This window comes from Paenibacillus silviterrae, from assembly GCF_030167925.1.
In the GTDB taxonomy this organism is placed as follows: domain Bacteria; phylum Bacillota; class Bacilli; order Paenibacillales; family NBRC-103111; genus Paenibacillus_G; species Paenibacillus_G silviterrae.
Genome location: NZ_JASKUT010000002.1, coordinates 598,611 through 618,120, shown reverse-complemented (window position 1 = coordinate 618,120; position 19,510 = coordinate 598,611). Strand labels below are relative to the sequence as shown.

Below are 19,510 nucleotides of genomic sequence, written 5' to 3'. Positions count from 1 at the left end.
TGCCATTGGTCAAAGAAATCTATCCATTAGAGAAGCTCTCGCAAAAACTTTCCCGTCAACGAACCTTTCGAACGGGCCACTTCCTCCGGCGTGCCGGAGGCGATGACCCTGCCTCCGTTCTTTCCTCCCTCGGGTCCCATATCGATCACGTAGTCCGCTACCTTGATCATATCCAGATGATGTTCGATCACCACAACCGAATGCCCGGCCTCCACCAGCTTTTGAATACAATCAATCAGCTTCTGAATATCGTGCAAATGCAAGCCTGTCGTAGGCTCGTCAAGGATGTACAGGTTGTGGGAGCCCCGCTTCATTTTACTTAGCTCCGTTGCCAGCTTAATACGCTGGGCTTCTCCGCCCGAAAGCGTCGTCGAGGACTGGCCGAGACGCAAGTATCCGAGACCGAGTTCATTCAATACTCGGAGCTTATGCTGAATATAGGGTTGATGCTCAAAAAATTCGACCGCTTCCTCGATACTCATCTCCAGCACCTGAGCGATGTGACGGTCCTTGATGCGAACCTCCAGCACTTCTTCGTTGAACCTCGCCCCCTTACATGCCGGACAGACGGATTCGATGTCGGGCATGAACTGCAGCTGCGTCGTTACTACGCCCTCGCCTTGGCAGTGCTCGCAGCGTCCGCCGTTCTTTTGATTGAAGCCGAAATCATTCTTCGTCAGCCCCTTGCCCTCTTCGCTGGCGGCGGCGGCAAACAGCTCGCGGATCTTATCGAAGAAGCCGACATACGTCGCCGGATTCGAGCGGGTGCTGCGTCCGATCGGCGACTGGTCTATGGTCACGATCCCGGTCAATTGCTCATGCCCCAGCAGAGCATCGTGCTCCCCAGGAACAATGCGGGCATCGTGAAAATGGGCATACAGCTGCTTGCTCATGACCTCGTTAATGAGCGTGCTTTTGCCGGAGCCGGAAACCCCGGTGATGCAGACAAGGACTCCGAGAGGGATGTCCACGTCCACATTGCGCAAATTATTGGCTCGGGCGCCGCGAATAGATAACACGGAGCCGTTCGAAGACCGGCGAACCGGAGGAATCTCAATACGGCTGCTTCCCTTAAGGAAGGAGCCTGTGACCGATTCGGGATGGGCCCTTAGCTCCTCCGCCGAACCCTCGGCAATGATTCTCCCGCCGCGGGTTCCCGGACCGGGCCCCACTTCGATAATATAATCGGCGCTGCAGATCGTATCGATATCGTGCTCCACCACGATGATCGTGTTCCCGATATCTCGCAGCTTTTTCAGAGTATCGATAATCCGGATGCTGTCCCTTGCGTGGAGCCCGATGCTGGGCTCATCCAATACATATAACATACCCATGAGCCCGGAACTGATCTGCGTCGAAAGCCGGATGCGCTGCGCTTCGCCGCCGGATATCGTATCCGAGCGTCGTCCTAAGCTCAAATAATCGAGCCCGATATCCAGCAGCAGCATAAGCCGGGAAACGATCTCGGCGATAATCTGCCGACCGACATGCGCCTTAGCGGGCATCAGCTCCACACGATTCAGGAACGGGTATAGCTCTTGAAGCGAAAGCTCACAAAGCTCGTGAATATCCGCTCCCCCCACCTTGACTCGAAACCGCTGGGGCTTCAGCTTCTTGCCTTCGCAGTCGGGACACGTATGCTCCACCATCACGCGTTTGTAAAACTCCTCCTCGCTCGGGGATGAAGCCTTGCGCTTCAGATACAGCTTATACCACCGGTTGGTGATGCCCACGAAACCGCCGAAGCTCATCAGCTTTCCGACGTGCCGCGATTGTGTTTTCGATGCCGCCTCCTCCGGAAGGAAGGGGAATTTCTCTCCCTTCGTGCCGTAGAACAGCAGTTGACGCGCCGATTCCGGAAGCTCATGGAACGGCGCATCGAGATCGATGCCGTAATGCTTCGCCATACTTCGTACCAACGACCATATCCAGGTGGAGGGATTGCTCGTATTGATCAGCTTCGGATCAATCGCGCCTTTGTTGATGGACTTGTTCCCGTTCTTTAATAGGAACCGCGCCTCCGCCCGCATGAACGTGCCGATGCCGCCGCAAGTACGGCACGCGCTGTCCGGATCGTTAAAGGAAAAATAGTTCGGCTGCAGCTCCCCCATCGTTAAATGATGCTCCGGACAAGCGAAGCCGTTATAGAATTTCTCGATGGTAGCCTCCGCCCCGTTCGGATGACCGACGATTTCAAAGCGAATGTAGCCTTCTCCAATGAGCTTCAGACTGTTCTCAATCGTCTTAGTGAGAGGCTTGAATACATCGCGGCCCACGATCACCTTATCAACCACAACTTCCATTCGGTAGTCCGCTTCCTCGTCCAGCTCGACAGGATCGCCGAGACTGTGGCGTACTCCGTCGATATTGACCGTTCGAAAGCCTTTCCCCCGTATTTCATCAAATGTCGTTTCATAGGTTTCACCGAATATTTTAAAAATCGGAGCCAGTACCTCCAGCACGGTCCCATCAGGAAGCTGCTGAATTCGATCGATCATTTGGGCAGCCGAACGGATCGGCACAGGATGGTCGCAGAATGGGCAGCTCGCTTCCCCCGCCGAGGCAAACAGGAGCCGAAGGAAATCGTAAATATCCGTCATCGTCCCTACCGTCGAGCGGGGATTGACGATCCCTTTTTTCTGCTCAATTGCAATCACCGGGGACAAACCGAAGACAAAATCGACGTCCGGCTTCTTCAGCTGCGTCATGCGGCTCTTCGAGAAGTTGGAGAGAGATTCGAGAAATTTCCGCTGTCCCTCTCCGTAGATCACCTCAAACGCCAGTGAAGATTTGCCCGAGCCGCTGACCCCGGTAATAACCGTTAGTTTATCTCGAGGAATATTGACATCAATATTTTGCAAATTGTTCTGTCTTGCGCCGCGTACTTCAATGTACTGCTTCATTAGCTGCCCATCAGCTCCCAATCCGTATCTTCTTCGCTTTCGAAGGCATAGGCCGGCTCCGTCAGGGCTACCCGGCTCTTCGGCGTAGCCTTCGTCTCCGCCTCCGCCTTCATCAAGAGGCCGCGTTCCGCCAGCCAATCGCAAGCCGTCGTCACTGAACCTGCATCGATCTCAATGACGACCCGGAACTTGTCCACGATCTCCGTAACCGTACGGAGGTCCATCTCTTCCTTGAGGTACGTTACAATCGGCTCAAACAGCTGCTCCGCCTTGTCATTCAGATAGTCATTGATTTTTTGCAAGGCCGACTCTACCTTCGCTTCGCTTATCTCCCCGCGGATCATCTCTGTATAGATGGCCTGGAAAAATTCAGGATGATAAGCCAGCGCCTGATGAACCGCCTCCCGCATCGGTACATCGGCGTGCAGTAACACCTCGATTTGCGACAAGATATCGACCATCTTTATAATCCAGAACGCGCTGTAAGAGACATCCCGTTTGACATAGAGCCACTTCTCCGCCTTCGCCAGCATACTGAGGGTATGGCTTCCCAATCGAAGCAGCTGCAGCTGCCGGTCCCGGCTCCCTACGTACCGAATTCGCTCAAAGTAGTCTGCAATCGAAGCATCCTTCGTGAACAATAATGTGCTGCGCACCAGCATGGAATGGTGAAATGACCCCGCTATTGCACGCTCTACCCAGCGTTTGAACTCATTGCGCGTCATGATGCCGGTATTCATCGGAACCTCATCTTCAACGAAGCACTTGTAGCCGACACCCAGCTTCTGGTCATGGACGATGAGCTTCAGGTCAATGTCCGATTTCTCCCAAACCTGATCATAAGATAAGCTGCCTAGAAGAATCGCAGCTATCACTTGATCGTCTTGCTCTACCTTCTTAACGAACGCTTGCAGCGCTTGACGAAAGCGTGCTGTCGTATGCTCTTGAGTGAAACCGCTTTCCATAACATCCCTCCATAGGCTTAGATGCCATAAATCGGATGAATCTATCATTGAATGTGGTATATTTATCCATTATTTTTAATGTAACATACATAGAACTCCTTGTGAACATATTGCGGAATTATTGGGGATATGGCATAGGAAAGCAGCTTTTACAGCAATCGATAGCTTGGGCTGAAGAGACAGGGTTGAAAAAAATGACCTTACAGGTTCTGGAAACGAACCGTAAGGCCATCGAACTGTACACGTCTCTAGGCATTGAAGTCGAAGGAGTACTGAAATACGACAAGCTGCTCTCCGACGGCCATTACTACAGCACCATTGTTATGGGGAGGGTCAAGCCTTAACCTAGTATCGCTGCCTGCCGTTTATACTGATCCTCCAGCACAAGACAGGCCATCGCCTCGACAACAGGTACAATGCGCGGGCAAATACACGGATCGTGTCTGCCTATCGTACGAATCTCCTGCTCATCCCCATGAACGTTGATCGTCCTTTGCGGAACGGAGATCGACGAAGTCGGCTTCACAGCGATCCGGAACACGATCTCCTGCCCTGTGCTGATCCCGCCTAGAATGCCTCCAGCGTGATTGCTCATGAAGCCTTCCGCGCACATCCCGTCGTTGTGCTCGCTTCCGAGCATCCTGGCGGCGGAGAAGCCGGCACCGAACTCAATGCCTTTTACCGCGCCTATAGACAACATCGCCTTAGCCAGCTCTGCATCCAGCTTATCGAATACGGGTTCGCCCAGTCCCGGAGCCACACCTCGGATACGGCATTCCACAATGCCTCCGCAGCTGTCGCCCGCCTCAGCCAGCTGCTCCACCCTCTCGATCATCCTTACCGCTGCCTCGGGGTCACAAGCACGGACAGCATTCCGTTCGATCGCCTGCTCATCAAAGGATTGGCATGCAATCCCGCCTAGCTCTTGGGTATATGCCAGCACCTGCACCCCCCTTCGGGCAAGCAGCTTACGGGCAATAGCTCCGCCCGCAACCCGTCCGGCGGTCTCCCTTCCGGAGGCCCTCCCGCTTCCCCGGTGATCGCGAATGCCGTATTTTTGCAGATACGTATAATCCGCATGCCCCGGACGAAAGGCGTGTTGAATCTCGCTGTAAGCTTCCGGTCTCATATCTTGGTTATACAGCATGACCATAAGCGGTGTACCCGTGGTCTTGCCCTCGAACACTCCCGACAGTATGTGAACACGGTCATATTCCTTGCGCGGAGAGGTCACCGAGGATTGTCCCGGCTTTCTCCTATCCATCTGGATCTGTATGTCCGATTCACAGAGATCGACGCCTGGGGTGACTCCGTCCACAATAACTCCAACTGCCTCGCCATGGGATTCCCCGAAGGTCGTGATTTGAAACAGCTCCCCGAACGTATTGCCTGCCATAAGGCTTCCTCCTTTGCATTTTTATTGTATTCCCATCCCCAAAGCGGACAATCGGTCAAAATAATCCGGACAGGTCTTTGAGACACAGCCCGGGTCCATAAGGCGGATTCCCTCGATTCTAGCACCGATGAGCGATAGGGCCATGGCCATCCGGTGATCGTCATGGGTTTCCAGCACCGCCGCAATCGGCTGGCCGGGGTACACCGTCAATCCATCCTGCCGCTCGTCGACCCGAATGCCAAGCTTCCGAAGCTCGGCACAAATAGCGGAAATGCGGTCGCATTCATGGTGCCGGATATGGGCCGCGTCGATCATAGTTATAGGCGCGTCCGCAAATACGGCCATAGCAGCGACGGTAAGCGTCTGGTCGGACCAGGCTTTCATGCTAACGGTGAATCCGCCCTTCAATTGCCTTGTTCCCGCAACCTCTACGAAATCAACGCCTCGCACGACGGAGCAGCCCATCCGCTCCAGCACCTTCAGTATTTCGATATCCGGCTGGCTTGTTGCTGCGGCACATATGCCTTCGATTCGAATACGGCCTTCCGTTACTGCGGCTAATGCCCAGAAGTAGCAGCACGCGGACACATCCGGCTCTAAACGAATGGACTGCGCCTGGTATTTGCCTACCGGGACACTTATAGCTTGACCGTTATCGATTACCTTGGGGTAAATACCGAACAACCGCATCATAGATAATGTCATGTCCACATAATCGCGCTGAACTACCTCGCCATTGATGCGAATCGTCAGCGGGCTTGCCGCATATGGTGCGGCTATCAGCAAACCGCTGATAAACTGACTGGAGGTCGCGCCCGGCAGCGCAGCCTCTCCTCCTCGAAGCCCCCGTGCCTCCAAGGTGAACGGCACACTTCGGTCCGCTTCTCCGCTTCGAATGCTTGCACCCAGATCCGACAGCGCGCTCAGCAGCGGCGCCAGCGGCCTCTCGCCCATCCGTTTGCTGCCTGTGACGGTCCAGCTTCCGTGATCGGAGGCGGCTAACGCCCCAGGCAGGAAGCGCGCTACCGTGCCTGCCGCGCCTACGTAGAGCTCGCCGGAGCGAACCGGCCAAGCGCCGCCGCAGCCTGTTACGTAGGCCGTCTCTCCTTCCATGGATACGTTCACGCCAAGCTTGGTTAAACAATCCAAGCACCAATAGGAATCGTCGCTTCGTAAGATCCCTTCAAGCCGGGAGGTGCCCTCGGCAAGCGCCGCTATAATCAGAGCCCGATTGGTCAGGCTTTTGCTGCCGGATAAAGTTATTGTGCCTGCTACCGCAGCCTTGGGAGGATGGATGGTTATCATCGGTTTCTCATGATTCATGGACCACGGGGACCGCGATTCCAGATCCGGGTTGTGCTGTTCCATTTGCTATCACCTCTCCATTGATCGGTTAACTTAACCCGATTATAATAAGAGCAATGAAATAAGTGAAATCGCAATTTTCGAATAAACCCATAGAGAGGTTCTATAACATATGATGAATCTGGAGTGGTATCGCATTTTTTTACAAACGGCCCGGCATGGAAATTTAACGAAGGCAGCCCAGGAGCTGCACATTACCCAGCCCTCCGTGAGCTATGCGTTAAAGCAGATGGAAGAAGCGCTCGGGGTGAAGCTGTTTCATAGACTATCCAAGGGGGTTGAGCTGACGCAGGAGGGGCGGTCGCTCCTGGTTTACGTAGAGCAATCCTTCTCCCTGCTCGATGCCGCCCAGAAGCATGTGCAGGAGCTTAAGCAGCTGACGGAAGGTGAGCTTCGGATTGGAGCAAGCGAATCCCTGATCAAGCATCTTCTGCTGCCGAAGCTAGATTTATTTCACCGCATGCATCCGGGGGTTCGTATCCGGTTATCTCACGGAAAGTCGCCGGAACTTGCCCAGCGTTTACGGGAAGGTAAGATCGATTGTGCTTTAGTTCATCTGCCTTTGGAGGATTCCTTATTGGAGATACGACCATTAGCACAGCTGGAGGAATGCTTCGTAGTTGGGGAGGCTTATAAGGAACTTGCGGGGCGTCCAATACCATCGGAAGAGCTGGTGGGGCTCCCACTGCTTCTTCTCTCTTCAGGGAGCAGTACGAGGAGCTTCGTTGAGCAATGGTTCGGATCAAGAGGCTTGGCGGTCAAACCGGATTTCGAACTCGGGAGCATCGATTTATTGGTAGAATTCGCAATGCGCGGGTATGGCGCCGCTTTCATCACCCGCTCCTTCGTCGAAGAAGAGCTTCGCAGCAAAGCACTCTTCGTACTTCAGCTGGAGGAAGCCTTTCCACCCCGCTGCATCGGCTTCGCGGTACGCCGTAACGTTCAGCTATCTCTAGCAGCGGAGCGGTTCGCTAGTATGCTGTTCCCCGAGGCTGCAAGCTGAGCAAGCTACCCTTCCCAAGCTCCTAACCTTTTACGATACGCTGCTGGGGTCACACCTTCGCGCTTACGGAACATTTGGACGAAGTGACTAAGATCCTCGAAGCCCGTCAGCTCGGCAATGGAGGCTAAGGAAAGTCCGCTTGCGGCTAGAAGCTCCTTGGCCTTCTCGATGCGGGTCTGAAGGATATATTGATGCGGTGACATGCCCATGACCTGCCGAAACACCGCGCGCATATGTCCTTCACTTAGAGCCGCCTGCCTCGCCAGTTCATCCGCCTGCAGCTTGCGGGCATAATTTCTTCGGATATACGTACAGATGTCGCTGACTCTTCGGTCGATGACGGGGTTCGGCGTGGTCATATAGGGAAGCATGGCTTGCGTCATCAGGGAAAGCCACATTTTGAGCTTGCTCTCCCAGGCCAGTGCAAAGCCGGCGTGTGCAGCGGAGACGAAGGTTTCCGCCCCCTCAGAGAGGATTTGCCGGAACATGGGGGCCTCCTCCTTCAGCTTATGCCAGATGCGGGTTAGCTCCCGTGGCTCATGCCGGGGAAACGCCTGCATGGCAATGGGAATGCCGTATCGCTCCGTCCAATCGAGGCCTCCCGCGATCGCTTGAATCCCCATGGACAAATAATGTATCGGTGCCTTATCCTGTCTTCCATATGTTGTAGAAATGCTCGTGTTCGTCGGCAAGGCTACCAGCATACCGGGCTTCAGCTCGTGCTGCTCGCCGGAAGCTATGAGGAGCCGGCTCCCTTCAAGGATATACCAGAACGTTGTAACGGGTATCCGGTAATCGGTAAAATTCCAGTCTGCCTCTCTGTGCCAATCAAATACAAAATAAAAGGTTACGTCGTACTCGCCGGTTGCCCTGCGATACAGCTGATGGTCCACGGTTGTTCCCCCGAATCGCACAATCTTCGTTTTCTTATATTATACCGTCGTTTATCCTCTAATCAAATTGCCTATGATCATTATAATTTATTATATATCTTCGGATTACGATATGATCCTTAAGGAGTGGTAGCGGATGGCGATCAAAGAGAACGAACGTCCAAATGTGATAGTATTTTTCACCGATCAGCAGCGCTGGGATACGACGGGAGTGCACGGCAACCCGCTGGGGTTGACACCGAATTTTGACCGAATGGCACAGGAAGGAACGCATTTGTACAACTCCTTCACATGTCAGCCGGTGTGCGGACCTGCGCGCTCCTGTCTCCAAACGGGAATGTATGCTACAACAACGGGCTGTTACCGAAACAACATTCCGCTTTCTCATGAGAAGCGTACTTTAGCCCACTATTTTAAAGATGCGGGTTATGAAACGGGCTATATCGGTAAGTGGCATCTTTCGGAGCATGAGCCTGTTCCCGTGGAGGATCGCGGCGGCTACGAGTATTGGCTGGCGGCCAACGTCCTTGAATTCTCCTCCGATGCATACAATACCGTGCTTTACGATAACGACTGCCAAGAGGTGAAGCTGCCGGGCTATCGTGTGGATGCGCAGACGGATGCGGCCATTCGGTATATCGATCGGCACCAGCAGGATCCTTTCTTCCTGTTCTTGTCCTATATTGAACCGCACCACCAGAATCATCGGGACAATTACCCGGCACCCGACGGGTACGAGGGAATGTATACGGACCGGTGGACACCGCCTGATCTGAAGGCGTTAGTCGGTACGGCGCCTCAGCACCTGGGTGGTTATTATGGGATGGTCAAGCGGTTGGACGAAGCGCTGGGACGCCTGATGGATGCACTGAAGAGTCTGGACCTGACGAGAAAAACGATCATCCTCTTCACGTCCGATCATGGCTGCCATTTCAAAACCCGCAACGGCGAGTATAAACGCAGCGCCCATGACAGCTCCATTCGGACCCCTACGGCGATCTACGGTCCAGGCTTTATGCAGGGCGGACAGCTGCGGCAGCTGGTCAGCTTGGTGGACCTCCCTCCGACGCTGCTGGATGCAGCCGGAATTCCCGTTCCTTCCGATATGCAGGGACGTTCCATTATGCCGCTTGTCAGAAGACAATCCGGGGAATGGCCTGAGGAGGTTCTGATACAAATCAGCGAATCTCAGGTGGGTCGAGCGATTCGAACCGATCGCTGGAAGTATAGCGTCACTGCGCCGCAGCTTCATGGCTGGAGCGATTCCGCTTCTGAGCATTATGTCGAGGATTTGTTGTACGATCTCGAGTCGGATCCATATGAGCTCGTCAATCTGATTGGGCTTGAATCGTACCGAAGCGTGGCTGACGATTTGAAGCGAAGATTGATTTCCCGTTTGGTTGAGATCGGTGAACCCGAGCCGGTTATCGCATCGGCAGAATCTAGACCGGGAGGCCAACGCAGGGTATCGATCGAGGAAATTCGCGTAAAATTATAGAAGGGATGGGGCCGGGTCGAATGGGTAAGGAACCCAGCATAGCCCCACACGATGCCATCCTAAACGAAGAAAAAGCCCCGCTTCGGGGCTTTTCCTGCTTTTGCCGACAATTGATTTTATTCGATCTCTTCAACCGGCTCGTCTAAAACTGCCCGCTGAAGTGTATGCATTTCCGCTTTAAGCGCAGGTATTAACTCAGCATAAGCAGGATCTGAATATACATTATTCATTTCGTGCGGATCCTTATTCAAGTCGAATAGTTCCCACTCCGGCGGGCGCTTCTCTTCAATGGACCCTGACGTTCCCAAAGCCTCTGCATAATAATAGATCAGCTTATAACGGTTTGTTCTGATGCCGTAATGGGAATATACATTGTGGTGCTCGTCCAGATGCATCCAATAACGGTAATACATCGAGGTTCGCCAATCATCCGGCTTATTTCCCTCAAAGATCGGACGCAGGCTATGTCCCTGCATTTCCTTCGGAATCGCAACCCCCGCATAATCAAGGAATGTCGACGGGAAGTCGATATTGAGCGTCATTGCCTCCGTTACCGAGCCCGGCTTAATCGCGCGCGGGTAACGAATTACGAAAGGCATACGCAAAGACTCCTCGTACATAAACCGTTTGTCATACCAGCCATGGTCCCCTAAGAAGAAGCCTTGATCCGATGTATAAACAACGATGGTATCCTCCGTCAAGCCTTCCGTGTCCAAATAATCAAGCAGCCGTCCGACATTCTCATCGATCGAAGCGACGCATCGCAAGTAGTCCTTAATATACCGCTGATATCTCCACTTTTTCTCCTCAAGTGGCGTCAGCCCTTCAGGCGGCAATCCTTTGAGGTCCACCTCGTCCACCATATCGCGATCTATTCGCATTTTTGCCTCAACGGCTGCTTGTGAGCGATTGGAATAATCGTCGTAGAACGTCTCCGGTTCCGGAATTTCGATATCCTCATACAGGTTCGCATACTTGGCCGCCGGCTCCCATGGCCGATGCGGCGCTTTATGATGGCACATCAGCATAAACGGACGATCCTTGTCGCGCTGATCCAGCCAATCGATGCAGAAATCCGCTGTCAGATCCGTTACATACCCAGGGTATTGCTTTCGTTCCCCCATTTCAATAAAGACAGGATCATGATATTGGCCCTGTCCCGGTACGACCGTCCAGTAATCGAAGCCCGTCGGGTCGGCATCACCGCCGTGACCGAGATGCCACTTGCCGACAATGGCGGTCTGATATCCCTCCGCCTGCAGCAGCTTCGGATAGGTCATCTGTTTGCCGTCGAAGTCGTCGTTGATCGATTTCACACCATTCAAGTGATTGTACTTTCCGGTGAGAATCGCCGCGCGACTCGGGGAACATATGGAGTTGGTGCAAAAGCAGTTGTCAAAGCGCATTCCTTCATTTGCAATACGATCGATATTCGGCGTTTCGTTAATGCGGCTTCCATAACAGCTCATCGCATGGGAAGCATGATCATCGGACATGATGAACAGTATATTCGGCCTTTTGTTGGCATTCATTGTCTTCACCTCATGTCCAGTATAGACGGAAACGCTTTACAAACTCCATGTATAAAGTTACGATTACATGTATAGAACCACATTCACTTCGACAGGGGGTTCCTGTCCATATGATATATAACCTAAATGTATATTTAGACGATTTCATACCGCATTGGCACAATCGTTTGCAGCATGTACAATATCATGTTCTCGTGCTCGTAACGGACGGGAAGCTGCTCTATCGGCTGAACGATGTAACCAGGCAGGCGTCGAAGGGCGATCTGATTTTCATTCCGTCCGGCACACAGCGGGAAGCTTTCAACGACAAGGAGGTTCTTCATCAAAAGTATGCCGTCACTTTCACTTGCTCACCCGAGCTCAGCCTGCCGTTAATCAAAAAAACGGAGCCGCAATTTATGCGGGTCCGCATGTTCGATTATTATCGAGAGCGTTTCATTTCTCTGCACCGACAGTCCATGGAGCGTAGGGAATATTACAACACAATCCAGACGGGTATTCTTCTTGAAATGCTTGGTAACGCGTGCCGTGAGCTTGAAGCTCCTCCATTGCCGAAGCGCCGTGCAGATCACGTGGACAAGCTGGAGCATCATATTTCCCAGAATTACCGCAAGCCTCTTGTCATGCAAGAGCTGGCAGAGCTTATCGGCCGGTCTCCAAACTATACTTTAACGCTGTTCAAGGAAGCGGTAGGCCAGACGCCGTTAGAATACCAGCACCGATTGCGTATCGCCTCCGCCATGGAGATGCTTCAGAATACAACGTTGACCGTCACTTTCATCGCTCATCACTTAGGTTATTACGATACCTCCTATTTTCACAAAATGTTTCGCAAGTATACAGGCATGTCACCGACCGCTTATGCGGCACGCGACAGAAGGCTGTAGTCCCAGCTGTAAAACAGGGCGGTCCCTCTCTTATGAGGAACAGCCCTATTTGCTAACCGGCCTGTTGAATTACCGTAAAGATAGGAACAAACGACTGCCTACAGGACGGCCCTTAGGACTACAACTTATGAAGTATTTGCTTGTATAAATTCAATGCCATATGAGCGAATCCCTCATCGGTAGGATGAGTTCCGTCGGCGAATAGTCTCCCGCAATGAGCGACAAGGCTTTCCCCGTCGATTACATGGATGGAAGGGTGATCGGCACAAATCTCCTTTATCGTTTGGACGAGCTCATCGAAAGTACCGAGCGGCTTTCTTTCATTTCTGATGCTGCGCCATATAGGTGTCATGACGAATATGCGAGCATAGGAATAGTGCCGGCTGACGGCATCGATGTATGCGGAACATTGGTCACGAAATGAAGCCATCGTTTCATGGCGGACCCAATCATTCGTCCCGTAAGCAACGGTCACAATTTGTGGCTTAAAAGGCAAATTCTCGTCCAAACTGTCCGCGTTGAATATGTACCCTCCAACACCTTGATTGAGCAGCGGCATATCTAGCGCTCGCGCCAGAAGTGCCGGATACGTGCTGGACGGATGTTTGGCGTCCATTCCTTGTGTGATAGAGTCTCCGAGACATAACAAGCCGCCATGCGCTTGACCGATAGGCTCGCACTGGGCGTCCGGCGACAATTGGAACGAATGGAATACAATTTCCGCATTATGCGGCAGATCGATGCAAATTTGCTTCATCCCGCCCCTATTCCCGCTTATCTCATAGCTAAACGAGCCTTCCGGCTGCTCCGGGTTGTCTTCTCCGATTTCCGCCACCCATCTGCCGTCTACCCAAATATCGAAATATAAATATTTCCGGGCACCTCCTTTCCTGACGTAATCGAAGCGAATATATTCGCTATCGGTCCGCATCTCCAGCCGGCATCCTGCCAGACAACGGCTCCGGAGACTCTGCGCTTCTTTCTGTGCATATACGCCTAGCTGCCGTTCCGTAAACCGAACCGGGGCAACACCTTCCTCCGTTTCCGCCACACTCAAGCAGCCGGTAAAAAGTGATTTGAGCCGTTGCAAATCTTCGGTCATTTGCTATTTTCCCCTCCTATTTAATGGTTCCAAATAATGTCATCTACCATTTCGTTCGGAATCCGATTCACTTTGGAAACATCCTCCATATTGTAGCATACTTATTGCAGTAAACAGGCTTGGGTTTCGCCCCAAGCCTGTCTGCCGTTCTATCGGACGGCCGTCCGGTGCAGATGCTCCGCCAGAAATGCCTGAACATCCACAATTTGCTTTGTCAAGCCGCTTTGAATAGCGGCAAATTGCAATCCTGTGCTTTGAATGTTGTCGTCAATGCTGTTAGCCGGCTCCGGTCCGCCCTTGACCCATTCCATAAATTCTTTAATGATAAGCCGGTGGCTCCAGCTATCTCCCTCTAACAGCGGAACGGGCCGGTTGATTTTCTGTGCCGGATCGAGATCGCTGCGCAGTGTAATTTCCCGGTGGTTCAGCTCAAGCGTCGCCAGCTCGCATTCCGCCCGGAAGTAATCGCGAGTCCAGTTGTTCAGAGCGGTGGCATTCGTCTTGGAGCCTTCAAAAAAGGCGCGTACCCCATTCTCCATTTCCATTTGAATCAGCGCTGTCGCATGCTCCTTGAACGGCGCCCAATGGGGGTTCCATGACTGGGTATAGACGGTTTTGGCATTGGCTCCGGAAAGTGTCCGAATAATATCAAAGTGATGAATCACCGAGGAAATTAAAAAGTTTTGATGCGCGTATTCCTTCAGATTGTTCACCGCATTCCGGTTATTCGCGGTAAACCGCCCGATCAAGTAATGCAGCTTGCCGTAATCTCCGGATTTGATTAAAGCCTCCAGCGATTTTTTGTCCTGGTCGTAACGGTGACTCATGCTGATCGCCATCTTCTTCCCGGACTGCTTCACCTTGTGATAAACTCTGCAGCTCGACTCCATATCTTCGGCAATGGGCTTCTCCATCAAGATATGGCAGTTAAATTCGAGTGCCAAGTCGACCGCGTACTCATGAGCAAATGGAGGCACTACAATATTGATGAAATCGCACGGATTCTCCTGCAGCGCCTGCCGTAGGTCCGTATAACACTGCTTGGGATCAAAGTTTAAGGCTTCAATGACATTGGTATGAGCCTCCGGATTGATATCTACAGCAGCAACAAGCTCCGCAGCCTGCAACTCATTTACAGCATAGGGCAGCACGTTCTTGCACCAGTTGGTTCCGAAGCCTCCGGTACCGACATGGATAAATTTCAGCTTTCGCGTCATTACAGACACTCCGATCTCGTTATAGATTGGGTTCCCCGCAAAAGCGGAGCGGTAGTTATCTGAACATCGTACAGCTTTTCTGAGGTTTTCTTCATTCACATACTTCACTTATTCCATGATAATAGAAACGAGAACTTTATTCACGAAGGAGATGAAAAATATGTCCACCCCATTACCTCGAAAATTGCGTGTCGCCGTTGTCGGCTTACGGTTCGGCGGAGCGTTCGCTCCCATCTATCACGCTCATCCGGACGTTGAGTACGTAGCGATCTGCGATTCGGACCGCGAGAAGCTGGATCAATACGGCGAGAAATTCGGATTCGAACGAAGATACACCGATCTTGCGGATATTCTCCGTTCCGACGAGTATGACGCGGTTCACCTCGTCACGCCGATTCATGCACATGCGCAGCAAACACTGGATGTGCTTAACTCCGGCAAGCATTGCGCTTGCACCGTGCCGATGGCTACCACAATTGAGGAACTGAAGCAAATCGTCGAGGCGCAGAAGCGCAATAACCGAAACTATATGATGATGGAGACGGCCGTCTACACGTACCAATTCCTTCTGGCCAAACAGATGCATGCGACCGGGGAGTTCGGACGCATTCAGTTTCTACGCGGTGCCCATTACCAGGACATGGAGAATTGGCCCGAGTATTGGAAAGGTCTCCCGCCGATGCATTACGCCACTCATGCCGTCTCTCCGCTGCTCGCTATTGCGGATGCCCGGGCGACGAAGGTGCACTGCTTCGGATCCGGTGTGATGAAGGACTCGCACGTGCAGCAATATGGAAACCCCTTCCCGGTCGAAACAGCAATCTTTCAGCTTGATCGGGACAGATTGAGCGCTGAGGTCACCCGCACGTTGTTCGAGACGGCAAGAAGCTATATGGAAAGCTTCAATATCTACGGCGAGAAAGCCTCCATGGAATGGCATATGGAGAATGATCCCCAGGTGCTGTTCCGAATGGGCTTGAAGGAGCCCGGTAAACCGAGACCGATCAGCACCGAGCGAATCTCTCCTCCGTCCAGGCCCGACCTGCTGCCTCCGGAGCTTGCCTACTACATCACGCATCAGGCGGAAGTGGACCCGAACAACCCGCATCAATCGGTGCTGCAGGGCAACGGCCACCACGGCTCGCACCCGCATCTGGTGCACGAATTTATTCGCAGCATCGTAGAGGAGCGCAAGCCTTCAATAGACGCCGTTACTGCAGCCAATTGGACGGCCGCCGGCATTTGCGCGCATGAATCCGCCATGAACGGCGGGAAAGAAGTGATAATCCCGTCCTTCGAATGACGGCCACGACTCAACCGACTAATTGCGGTAAATGTTCCGAATGTATTCGGACGGCGCTTCGCCCATTACCTTCTTAAATACTCTGCTAAAATAATAAGGACTCTTGAAACCGACTTGATCGCTGACCTCCGAGATGTTGAGCAAGGTGTTCTTGAGCAGCTCCGCCGCGTGGTGAATCCGTAAACGTTCATGGTACTTGAAGATGCTCGTGCCTACGCGAGTCTTGAACATCGTGCTTATATAACGGTAATTCAGCTGAAACTGGCCGGCGATCCGGTCGGTTTCGAGTTCCTCCGTACAATGCTCCTCCAGATGCTTGATCAGTCGCCGAATGAGGAGGTCCGACTTACTGCCCGTCGGCGTCTCACGCGAAGCGCGAAGCATATCGAGAAAAATATCCATCGCGCCCATACTGATGTGAAGATGATTGTAGTAGCGGGAAGAGCTGTACGCGTCATACAGCTCTTTTATTTTTCGATACATGTAGGGTACGTTCCGGACCTGAATCCGTTTCGGGAGCTCCAGAGTGAAATCGTAATGCTCAGGCATAAATACCGTATAGGAAGGTGACATGAGCCAGTTCTCCAGGTCCCCTGTCCCCGCTTCCATTTGGTCCTCCGAACTCGGATGGGAGTCGTAGAAATGAATCCAGAATGTCGAGGTTCCCGGCAGCGTCCCGGCACCGCCCCAATGATGAATGCCCCGTTTCAGGAACAATGCGTCGCCTTCCCGCAAAATATATTCCGTCCCGTCCTCAACGACCTGCATCTGCCCATGGATGACATAGATGAACACGTGATAATCAAGCAGACGGTCGGGATGTGTCCAACCTTCCTGGGTAAGCGTAAATCCAATGTTCCGCACAAGCGGATACCCTGTTCCCCGAATCCGGATTTCATTCATATTGAAATCGATTTGAAGGACCGCACTTGGCCGCTGATCGCAACCTCTGTCGGCAGCCGCTCGATGCTGGACGCACCGAAGAATCCTGCGACCCCGCGGGTCCGCTGCAGCACATAGGCGGCATCCTCCGGCTCTGAGATCGGTCCGCCATGGCAGAGGACGATGATGTCCGGGTTGACCGCCTTCCCCGCGTCATGGATGCGCTGCACTAGCTCGGCCGCTTCATCCAGCGTCAGTGCCGTATGCGCGCCGATGCTGCCTTTCGTGGTAAGCCCGACATGGGCGACGAGAATGTCCGCGCCGGCCTCAGCCATTTTGCGTGCATCCTCCTCGTTGAACACGTACGGGGAGGTCAGCATATCGAGCTCATGCGCCTTGCGGATCATGTCCACCTCAAGGTCGTAGCCCATGCCGGTTTCCTCCAGATTTTGGCGGAACACGCCATCGCACAATCCCACTGTGGGGAAGTTCTGAACGCCGGAGAAGCCCATTCGCTTCAGCTCCGGCAGGAATACGTCCATCCGCCGGAACGGATCGGTGCCGCATACCCCGGCAAGCACCGGTGTATCCTCCACGATGGTTAGTACCTCGCTGCCCATTTCGACGACGATCTGATTCGCATCGCCGTAGGGCATCAGTCCGGCGAGGGAGCCGCGACCGGCCATCCGGTACCGTCCCGAATTGTAAATAATAATCAGATCGATGCCGCCCGCTTCGGCGCATTTCGCAGACAAGCCGGTTCCGGCTCCCCCGCCGATGATCGGCTTGTTCCGATTGATCTGCTCGCGTAATCGTGCAATCGCTTCCGTTCTGGAAATTGGCATTCTCATCACCCACTTATTTATCGTATAAAGTTAAAAATTGCGAGGCGATCGTATCGGCTACCGCCGGATGGTTTAGATCGTCCTGTGTTTCAATTAACGGAATCGCCGGATCGAGCTCCGACCTTAACCCTTCAAAAAGCGCCTTACGTTCCTCGATCCCGTCGAACGCCTTGCCGCTCATATCGAGCAGAGAAACGCCGCCGTGCGGAAATAAGACGATGGTACGACCGGCATTACGGTTCAGTTTCCGGGCCAATCGTCTCCCCAGCTCCCGGTTCTCCTCTACCGTTGTCCGCATCAGTGTGGTCGTCGGATTGTGCTGGTAGAACGTCCGTCCCTGGAACTGAGCCGGTACCGTTTCCGGCGGCCCGAAGTTAACCATATCAAGCGCTCCGACGGACACAACCTGAGGGATGCCCCTCTCGGCTGCTGCCAGGAGCCGGTCCGGCCCGGCGCTGAAGATGCCCCCGACCAAATCGTCAGCAAGCTCGGTCGTTGTGATGTCGAGTACGCCTTGAATAAAGCCGGCTCGGATCAATTCCTCCATGGCCATACCGCCAGTGCCTGTTGCGTGGAACACGAGAATTTCGAAGCCCTTCGCCTCAAGCGCCTCCCTTACCTTCGTACAGCAGGGGGTGGTGACCCCGAACATCGTCATGCCGAGCATCGGCTTCGCTTTCTGCATGGCCGTCGCCTTTTCCCCTTGAACGCCTCGGATCATCCCGACCAGCGCATAAGCCGCGTTGCTCAGTATCCTCATCGACAAGGTGTTGAGGCCCGCGATGTCGATGACCGAGTACATCATCATGATATCCTTCTCGCCCACGTACGGTCTTGTATTGCCGGAGGCAATCGTCGACACAAGCAGCTTTGGAATACCGACGGGCGCCGCCTGCATTGCGGAAGCGCTTACTGTAGTGCCGGCGGTGCCCCCCATGCCGAACAGTGCTCCGACCTGCTCCTCCGCTACCAACCGTTTGACGATCTGCGCAGCGCCCGCCGTCATTGCCGCAACCGCCTTGCCTCGGTCCTTCGTTTGCCGCAGCTCGTCAAGGGAAGCTCCACCCTCAGCCGCAACCTCAGCGCATGAAATATCAGGGGGAAAGGCCGGTTCTTCCAGAATTCCCGTGTTGATCACCAGCGTCTCTACGCCGGATTGCATAAGGATGTCTTTGACAAATGCGAATTCAGCGCCCTTGGTGTCCAAGGCTCCGATCAATACCGCTTTCTTAGCCATAGGTAATCATCCTTTACATAGAATAAGAGCAGTCTATTCACCGATCGTTTGGCGATCCGGAGCCGAATACATAATCATCATGCGGCAGGGCTCCCAGCTGGTCACCGTGGCGTTGTGCGGTACGCCGCGCGGGATCCGCAGCATCATCCCCGGCTCCAGATGGAACGTTTCGTCTCCCAACGTATGATTGCACTCCCCGGAAAGCACGAAGATGTACTCCTCGCAGTTCGGATGAATATGCCTCGGGTTCGTATCCCCCGCATTGATGTAAACCATACCGAAGGTCATCTCACAGTCGGGATCGATTTCCTGTCCGCACAGCCATTGAATCTTTCCCCACTCCATATCCAATACATGCTGTTGCTTCCGTAAATCGGTTATTGTCGCCATCGTAGATCCTCCTTTTTTCTTTCACACAAATTAATTATAATTCAACATAGTTGAATGTCAATACAATTTATTCTTGTATATTCAACTCCAGA

General features: G+C 53.2%; 16 protein-coding genes and 1 pseudogene. 5 read left to right on the top strand and 12 right to left on the bottom strand.

The genetic code is table 11. From position 1 onward, the window contains the following. Positions 1–26: 26 nt before the first annotated feature. Together uvrA and QMO62_RS26260 are read right to left on the bottom strand one after the other, a co-directional pair. On the bottom strand, positions 27–2,903 hold the full coding sequence (uvrA, locus tag QMO62_RS26265; protein WP_284645463.1) for an excinuclease ABC subunit UvrA: 2,877 nt from the start codon (positions 2,901–2,903) through the stop codon (positions 27–29). Next, positions 2,903–3,868, bottom strand: coding sequence for a hypothetical protein (locus tag QMO62_RS26260; RefSeq protein ID WP_284645462.1), 966 nt, complete (start codon positions 3,866–3,868; stop codon positions 2,903–2,905). The genes uvrA and QMO62_RS26260 overlap by 1 nt, the downstream gene beginning before the upstream one ends. Positions 3,869–3,957: 89 nt before the next feature. On the opposite strand from QMO62_RS26260, the pseudogene QMO62_RS26255 reads away from it, so the two are divergent. Further along, positions 3,958–4,212: pseudogene (locus QMO62_RS26255) on the top strand (GNAT family N-acetyltransferase); the annotation flags it as partial. Here QMO62_RS26255 and aroC read toward each other — a convergent pair. After that, on the bottom strand, positions 4,209–5,264 hold the full coding sequence (aroC, locus tag QMO62_RS26250; RefSeq protein ID WP_284645461.1) for a chorismate synthase: 1,056 nt from the start codon (positions 5,262–5,264) through the stop codon (positions 4,209–4,211). The pseudogene QMO62_RS26255 and the gene aroC overlap by 4 nt on opposite strands. A gap of 21 nt (positions 5,265–5,285) precedes the next feature. Beyond that, the gene (gene aroA / locus QMO62_RS26245; protein ID WP_284645460.1) at positions 5,286–6,632 is read right to left on the bottom strand and encodes a 3-phosphoshikimate 1-carboxyvinyltransferase; all 1,347 of its coding nucleotides are present in this window, start codon (positions 6,630–6,632) and stop codon (positions 5,286–5,288) included. A gap of 109 nt (positions 6,633–6,741) precedes the next feature. Here aroA and QMO62_RS26240 point away from each other — a divergent pair, with 109 nt between their 5' ends. Next, a complete protein-coding gene (locus QMO62_RS26240; RefSeq protein WP_284645459.1) occupies positions 6,742–7,632 on the top strand; it encodes a LysR family transcriptional regulator in 891 nt (296 codons plus the stop codon). Positions 7,633–7,637: 5 nt separating this feature from the next. On the opposite strand, the gene QMO62_RS26235 is transcribed toward QMO62_RS26240, so the two are convergent. Beyond that, on the bottom strand, positions 7,638–8,525 hold the full coding sequence (locus QMO62_RS26235) for a helix-turn-helix domain-containing protein (RefSeq protein ID WP_284645458.1): 888 nt from the start codon (positions 8,523–8,525) through the stop codon (positions 7,638–7,640). Positions 8,526–8,661: 136 nt separating this feature from the next. On the opposite strand from QMO62_RS26235, the gene QMO62_RS26230 reads away from it, so the two are divergent. Further along, entirely contained in the window at positions 8,662–10,023 is a 1,362-nt protein-coding gene (locus tag QMO62_RS26230; protein WP_284645457.1) for a sulfatase family protein, read from the top strand. Between the two features lie 116 nt (positions 10,024–10,139). Here QMO62_RS26230 and QMO62_RS26225 read toward each other — a convergent pair whose 3' ends face one another. Then, a complete protein-coding gene (locus QMO62_RS26225; RefSeq protein ID WP_284645456.1) occupies positions 10,140–11,555 on the bottom strand; it encodes a sulfatase family protein in 1,416 nt (471 codons plus the stop codon). Between the two features lie 110 nt (positions 11,556–11,665). Between QMO62_RS26225 and QMO62_RS26220 the strand changes: the two genes are divergently transcribed. Beyond that, positions 11,666–12,442 carry an AraC family transcriptional regulator gene (locus QMO62_RS26220; RefSeq protein WP_284645455.1) on the top strand — a complete coding sequence of 259 codons (777 nt, stop codon included), beginning with the start codon at positions 11,666–11,668 and terminating at the stop codon, positions 12,440–12,442. A 118-nt stretch (positions 12,443–12,560) separates the two neighbouring features. Here QMO62_RS26220 and QMO62_RS26215 read toward each other — a convergent pair whose 3' ends face one another. Together QMO62_RS26215 and QMO62_RS26210 are read right to left on the bottom strand one after the other, a co-directional pair. Further along, positions 12,561–13,544 (bottom strand): SGNH/GDSL hydrolase family protein, encoded by a 984-nt coding sequence (locus tag QMO62_RS26215; RefSeq protein WP_284645454.1) that lies wholly within the window; start codon positions 13,542–13,544, stop codon positions 12,561–12,563. Positions 13,545–13,693: 149 nt separating this feature from the next. Further along, positions 13,694–14,761, bottom strand: a complete 1,068-nt coding sequence (locus QMO62_RS26210; RefSeq protein ID WP_284645453.1) for a Gfo/Idh/MocA family protein — start codon at positions 14,759–14,761, stop codon at positions 13,694–13,696. Positions 14,762–14,921: 160 nt separating this feature from the next. Between QMO62_RS26210 and QMO62_RS26205 the strand changes: the two genes are divergently transcribed. Then, complete coding sequence (locus QMO62_RS26205; RefSeq protein WP_284645452.1) at positions 14,922–16,064, top strand: Gfo/Idh/MocA family protein; 1,143 nt, start codon at positions 14,922–14,924, stop codon at positions 16,062–16,064. A gap of 18 nt (positions 16,065–16,082) precedes the next feature. On the opposite strand, the gene QMO62_RS26200 is transcribed toward QMO62_RS26205, so the two are convergent. Genes QMO62_RS26200 through QMO62_RS26185 form a run of 4 tightly spaced genes read right to left on the bottom strand, consistent with a single transcriptional unit; the run spans position 16,083 to position 19,418 of the window. After that, positions 16,083–16,967, bottom strand: coding sequence for an AraC family transcriptional regulator (locus QMO62_RS26200; RefSeq protein ID WP_284645451.1), 885 nt, complete (start codon positions 16,965–16,967; stop codon positions 16,083–16,085). Further along, on the bottom strand, positions 16,964–17,791 hold the full coding sequence (locus tag QMO62_RS26195) for a phosphoenolpyruvate hydrolase family protein (RefSeq protein WP_284645450.1): 828 nt from the start codon (positions 17,789–17,791) through the stop codon (positions 16,964–16,966). Before QMO62_RS26195 ends, QMO62_RS26200 begins: the two co-directional genes overlap by 4 nt. A gap of 13 nt (positions 17,792–17,804) precedes the next feature. Further along, complete coding sequence (locus QMO62_RS26190) at positions 17,805–19,028, bottom strand: Tm-1-like ATP-binding domain-containing protein (protein WP_284645449.1); 1,224 nt, start codon at positions 19,026–19,028, stop codon at positions 17,805–17,807. Between the two features lie 33 nt (positions 19,029–19,061). Next, positions 19,062–19,418, bottom strand: coding sequence for a cupin domain-containing protein (locus tag QMO62_RS26185; RefSeq protein ID WP_284645448.1), 357 nt, complete (start codon positions 19,416–19,418; stop codon positions 19,062–19,064). Positions 19,419–19,510: the final 92 nt, after the last annotated feature.

Bases quoted from the DNA above. Each gene is read 5' to 3' on its own strand.
- uvrA (WP_284645463.1), bottom strand. From the start codon at position 2,903: ATGAAGCAGTACATTGAAGTACGCGGCGCAAGACAGAACAATTTGCAA.
- QMO62_RS26260 (WP_284645462.1), bottom strand. From the start codon at position 3,868: ATGGAAAGCGGTTTCACTCAAGAGCATACGACAGCACGCTTTCGTCAA.
- aroC (WP_284645461.1), bottom strand. From the start codon at position 5,264: ATGGCAGGCAATACGTTCGGGGAGCTGTTTCAAATCACGACCTTCGGG.
- aroA (WP_284645460.1), bottom strand. From the start codon at position 6,632: ATGGAACAGCACAACCCGGATCTGGAATCGCGGTCCCCGTGGTCCATG.
- QMO62_RS26240 (WP_284645459.1), top strand. From the start codon at position 6,742: ATGATGAATCTGGAGTGGTATCGCATTTTTTTACAAACGGCCCGGCAT.
- QMO62_RS26230 (WP_284645457.1), top strand. From the start codon at position 8,662: ATGGCGATCAAAGAGAACGAACGTCCAAATGTGATAGTATTTTTCACC.
- QMO62_RS26225 (WP_284645456.1), bottom strand. From the start codon at position 11,555: ATGAATGCCAACAAAAGGCCGAATATACTGTTCATCATGTCCGATGAT.
- QMO62_RS26220 (WP_284645455.1), top strand. From the start codon at position 11,666: ATGATATATAACCTAAATGTATATTTAGACGATTTCATACCGCATTGG.
- QMO62_RS26215 (WP_284645454.1), bottom strand. From the start codon at position 13,544: ATGACCGAAGATTTGCAACGGCTCAAATCACTTTTTACCGGCTGCTTG.
- QMO62_RS26210 (WP_284645453.1), bottom strand. From the start codon at position 14,761: ATGACGCGAAAGCTGAAATTTATCCATGTCGGTACCGGAGGCTTCGGA.
- QMO62_RS26205 (WP_284645452.1), top strand. From the start codon at position 14,922: ATGTCCACCCCATTACCTCGAAAATTGCGTGTCGCCGTTGTCGGCTTA.
- QMO62_RS26200 (WP_284645451.1), bottom strand. From the start codon at position 16,967: ATGAATGAAATCCGGATTCGGGGAACAGGGTATCCGCTTGTGCGGAAC.
- QMO62_RS26195 (WP_284645450.1), bottom strand. From the start codon at position 17,791: ATGCCAATTTCCAGAACGGAAGCGATTGCACGATTACGCGAGCAGATC.
- QMO62_RS26190 (WP_284645449.1), bottom strand. From the start codon at position 19,028: ATGGCTAAGAAAGCGGTATTGATCGGAGCCTTGGACACCAAGGGCGCT.
- QMO62_RS26185 (WP_284645448.1), bottom strand. From the start codon at position 19,418: ATGGCGACAATAACCGATTTACGGAAGCAACAGCATGTATTGGATATG.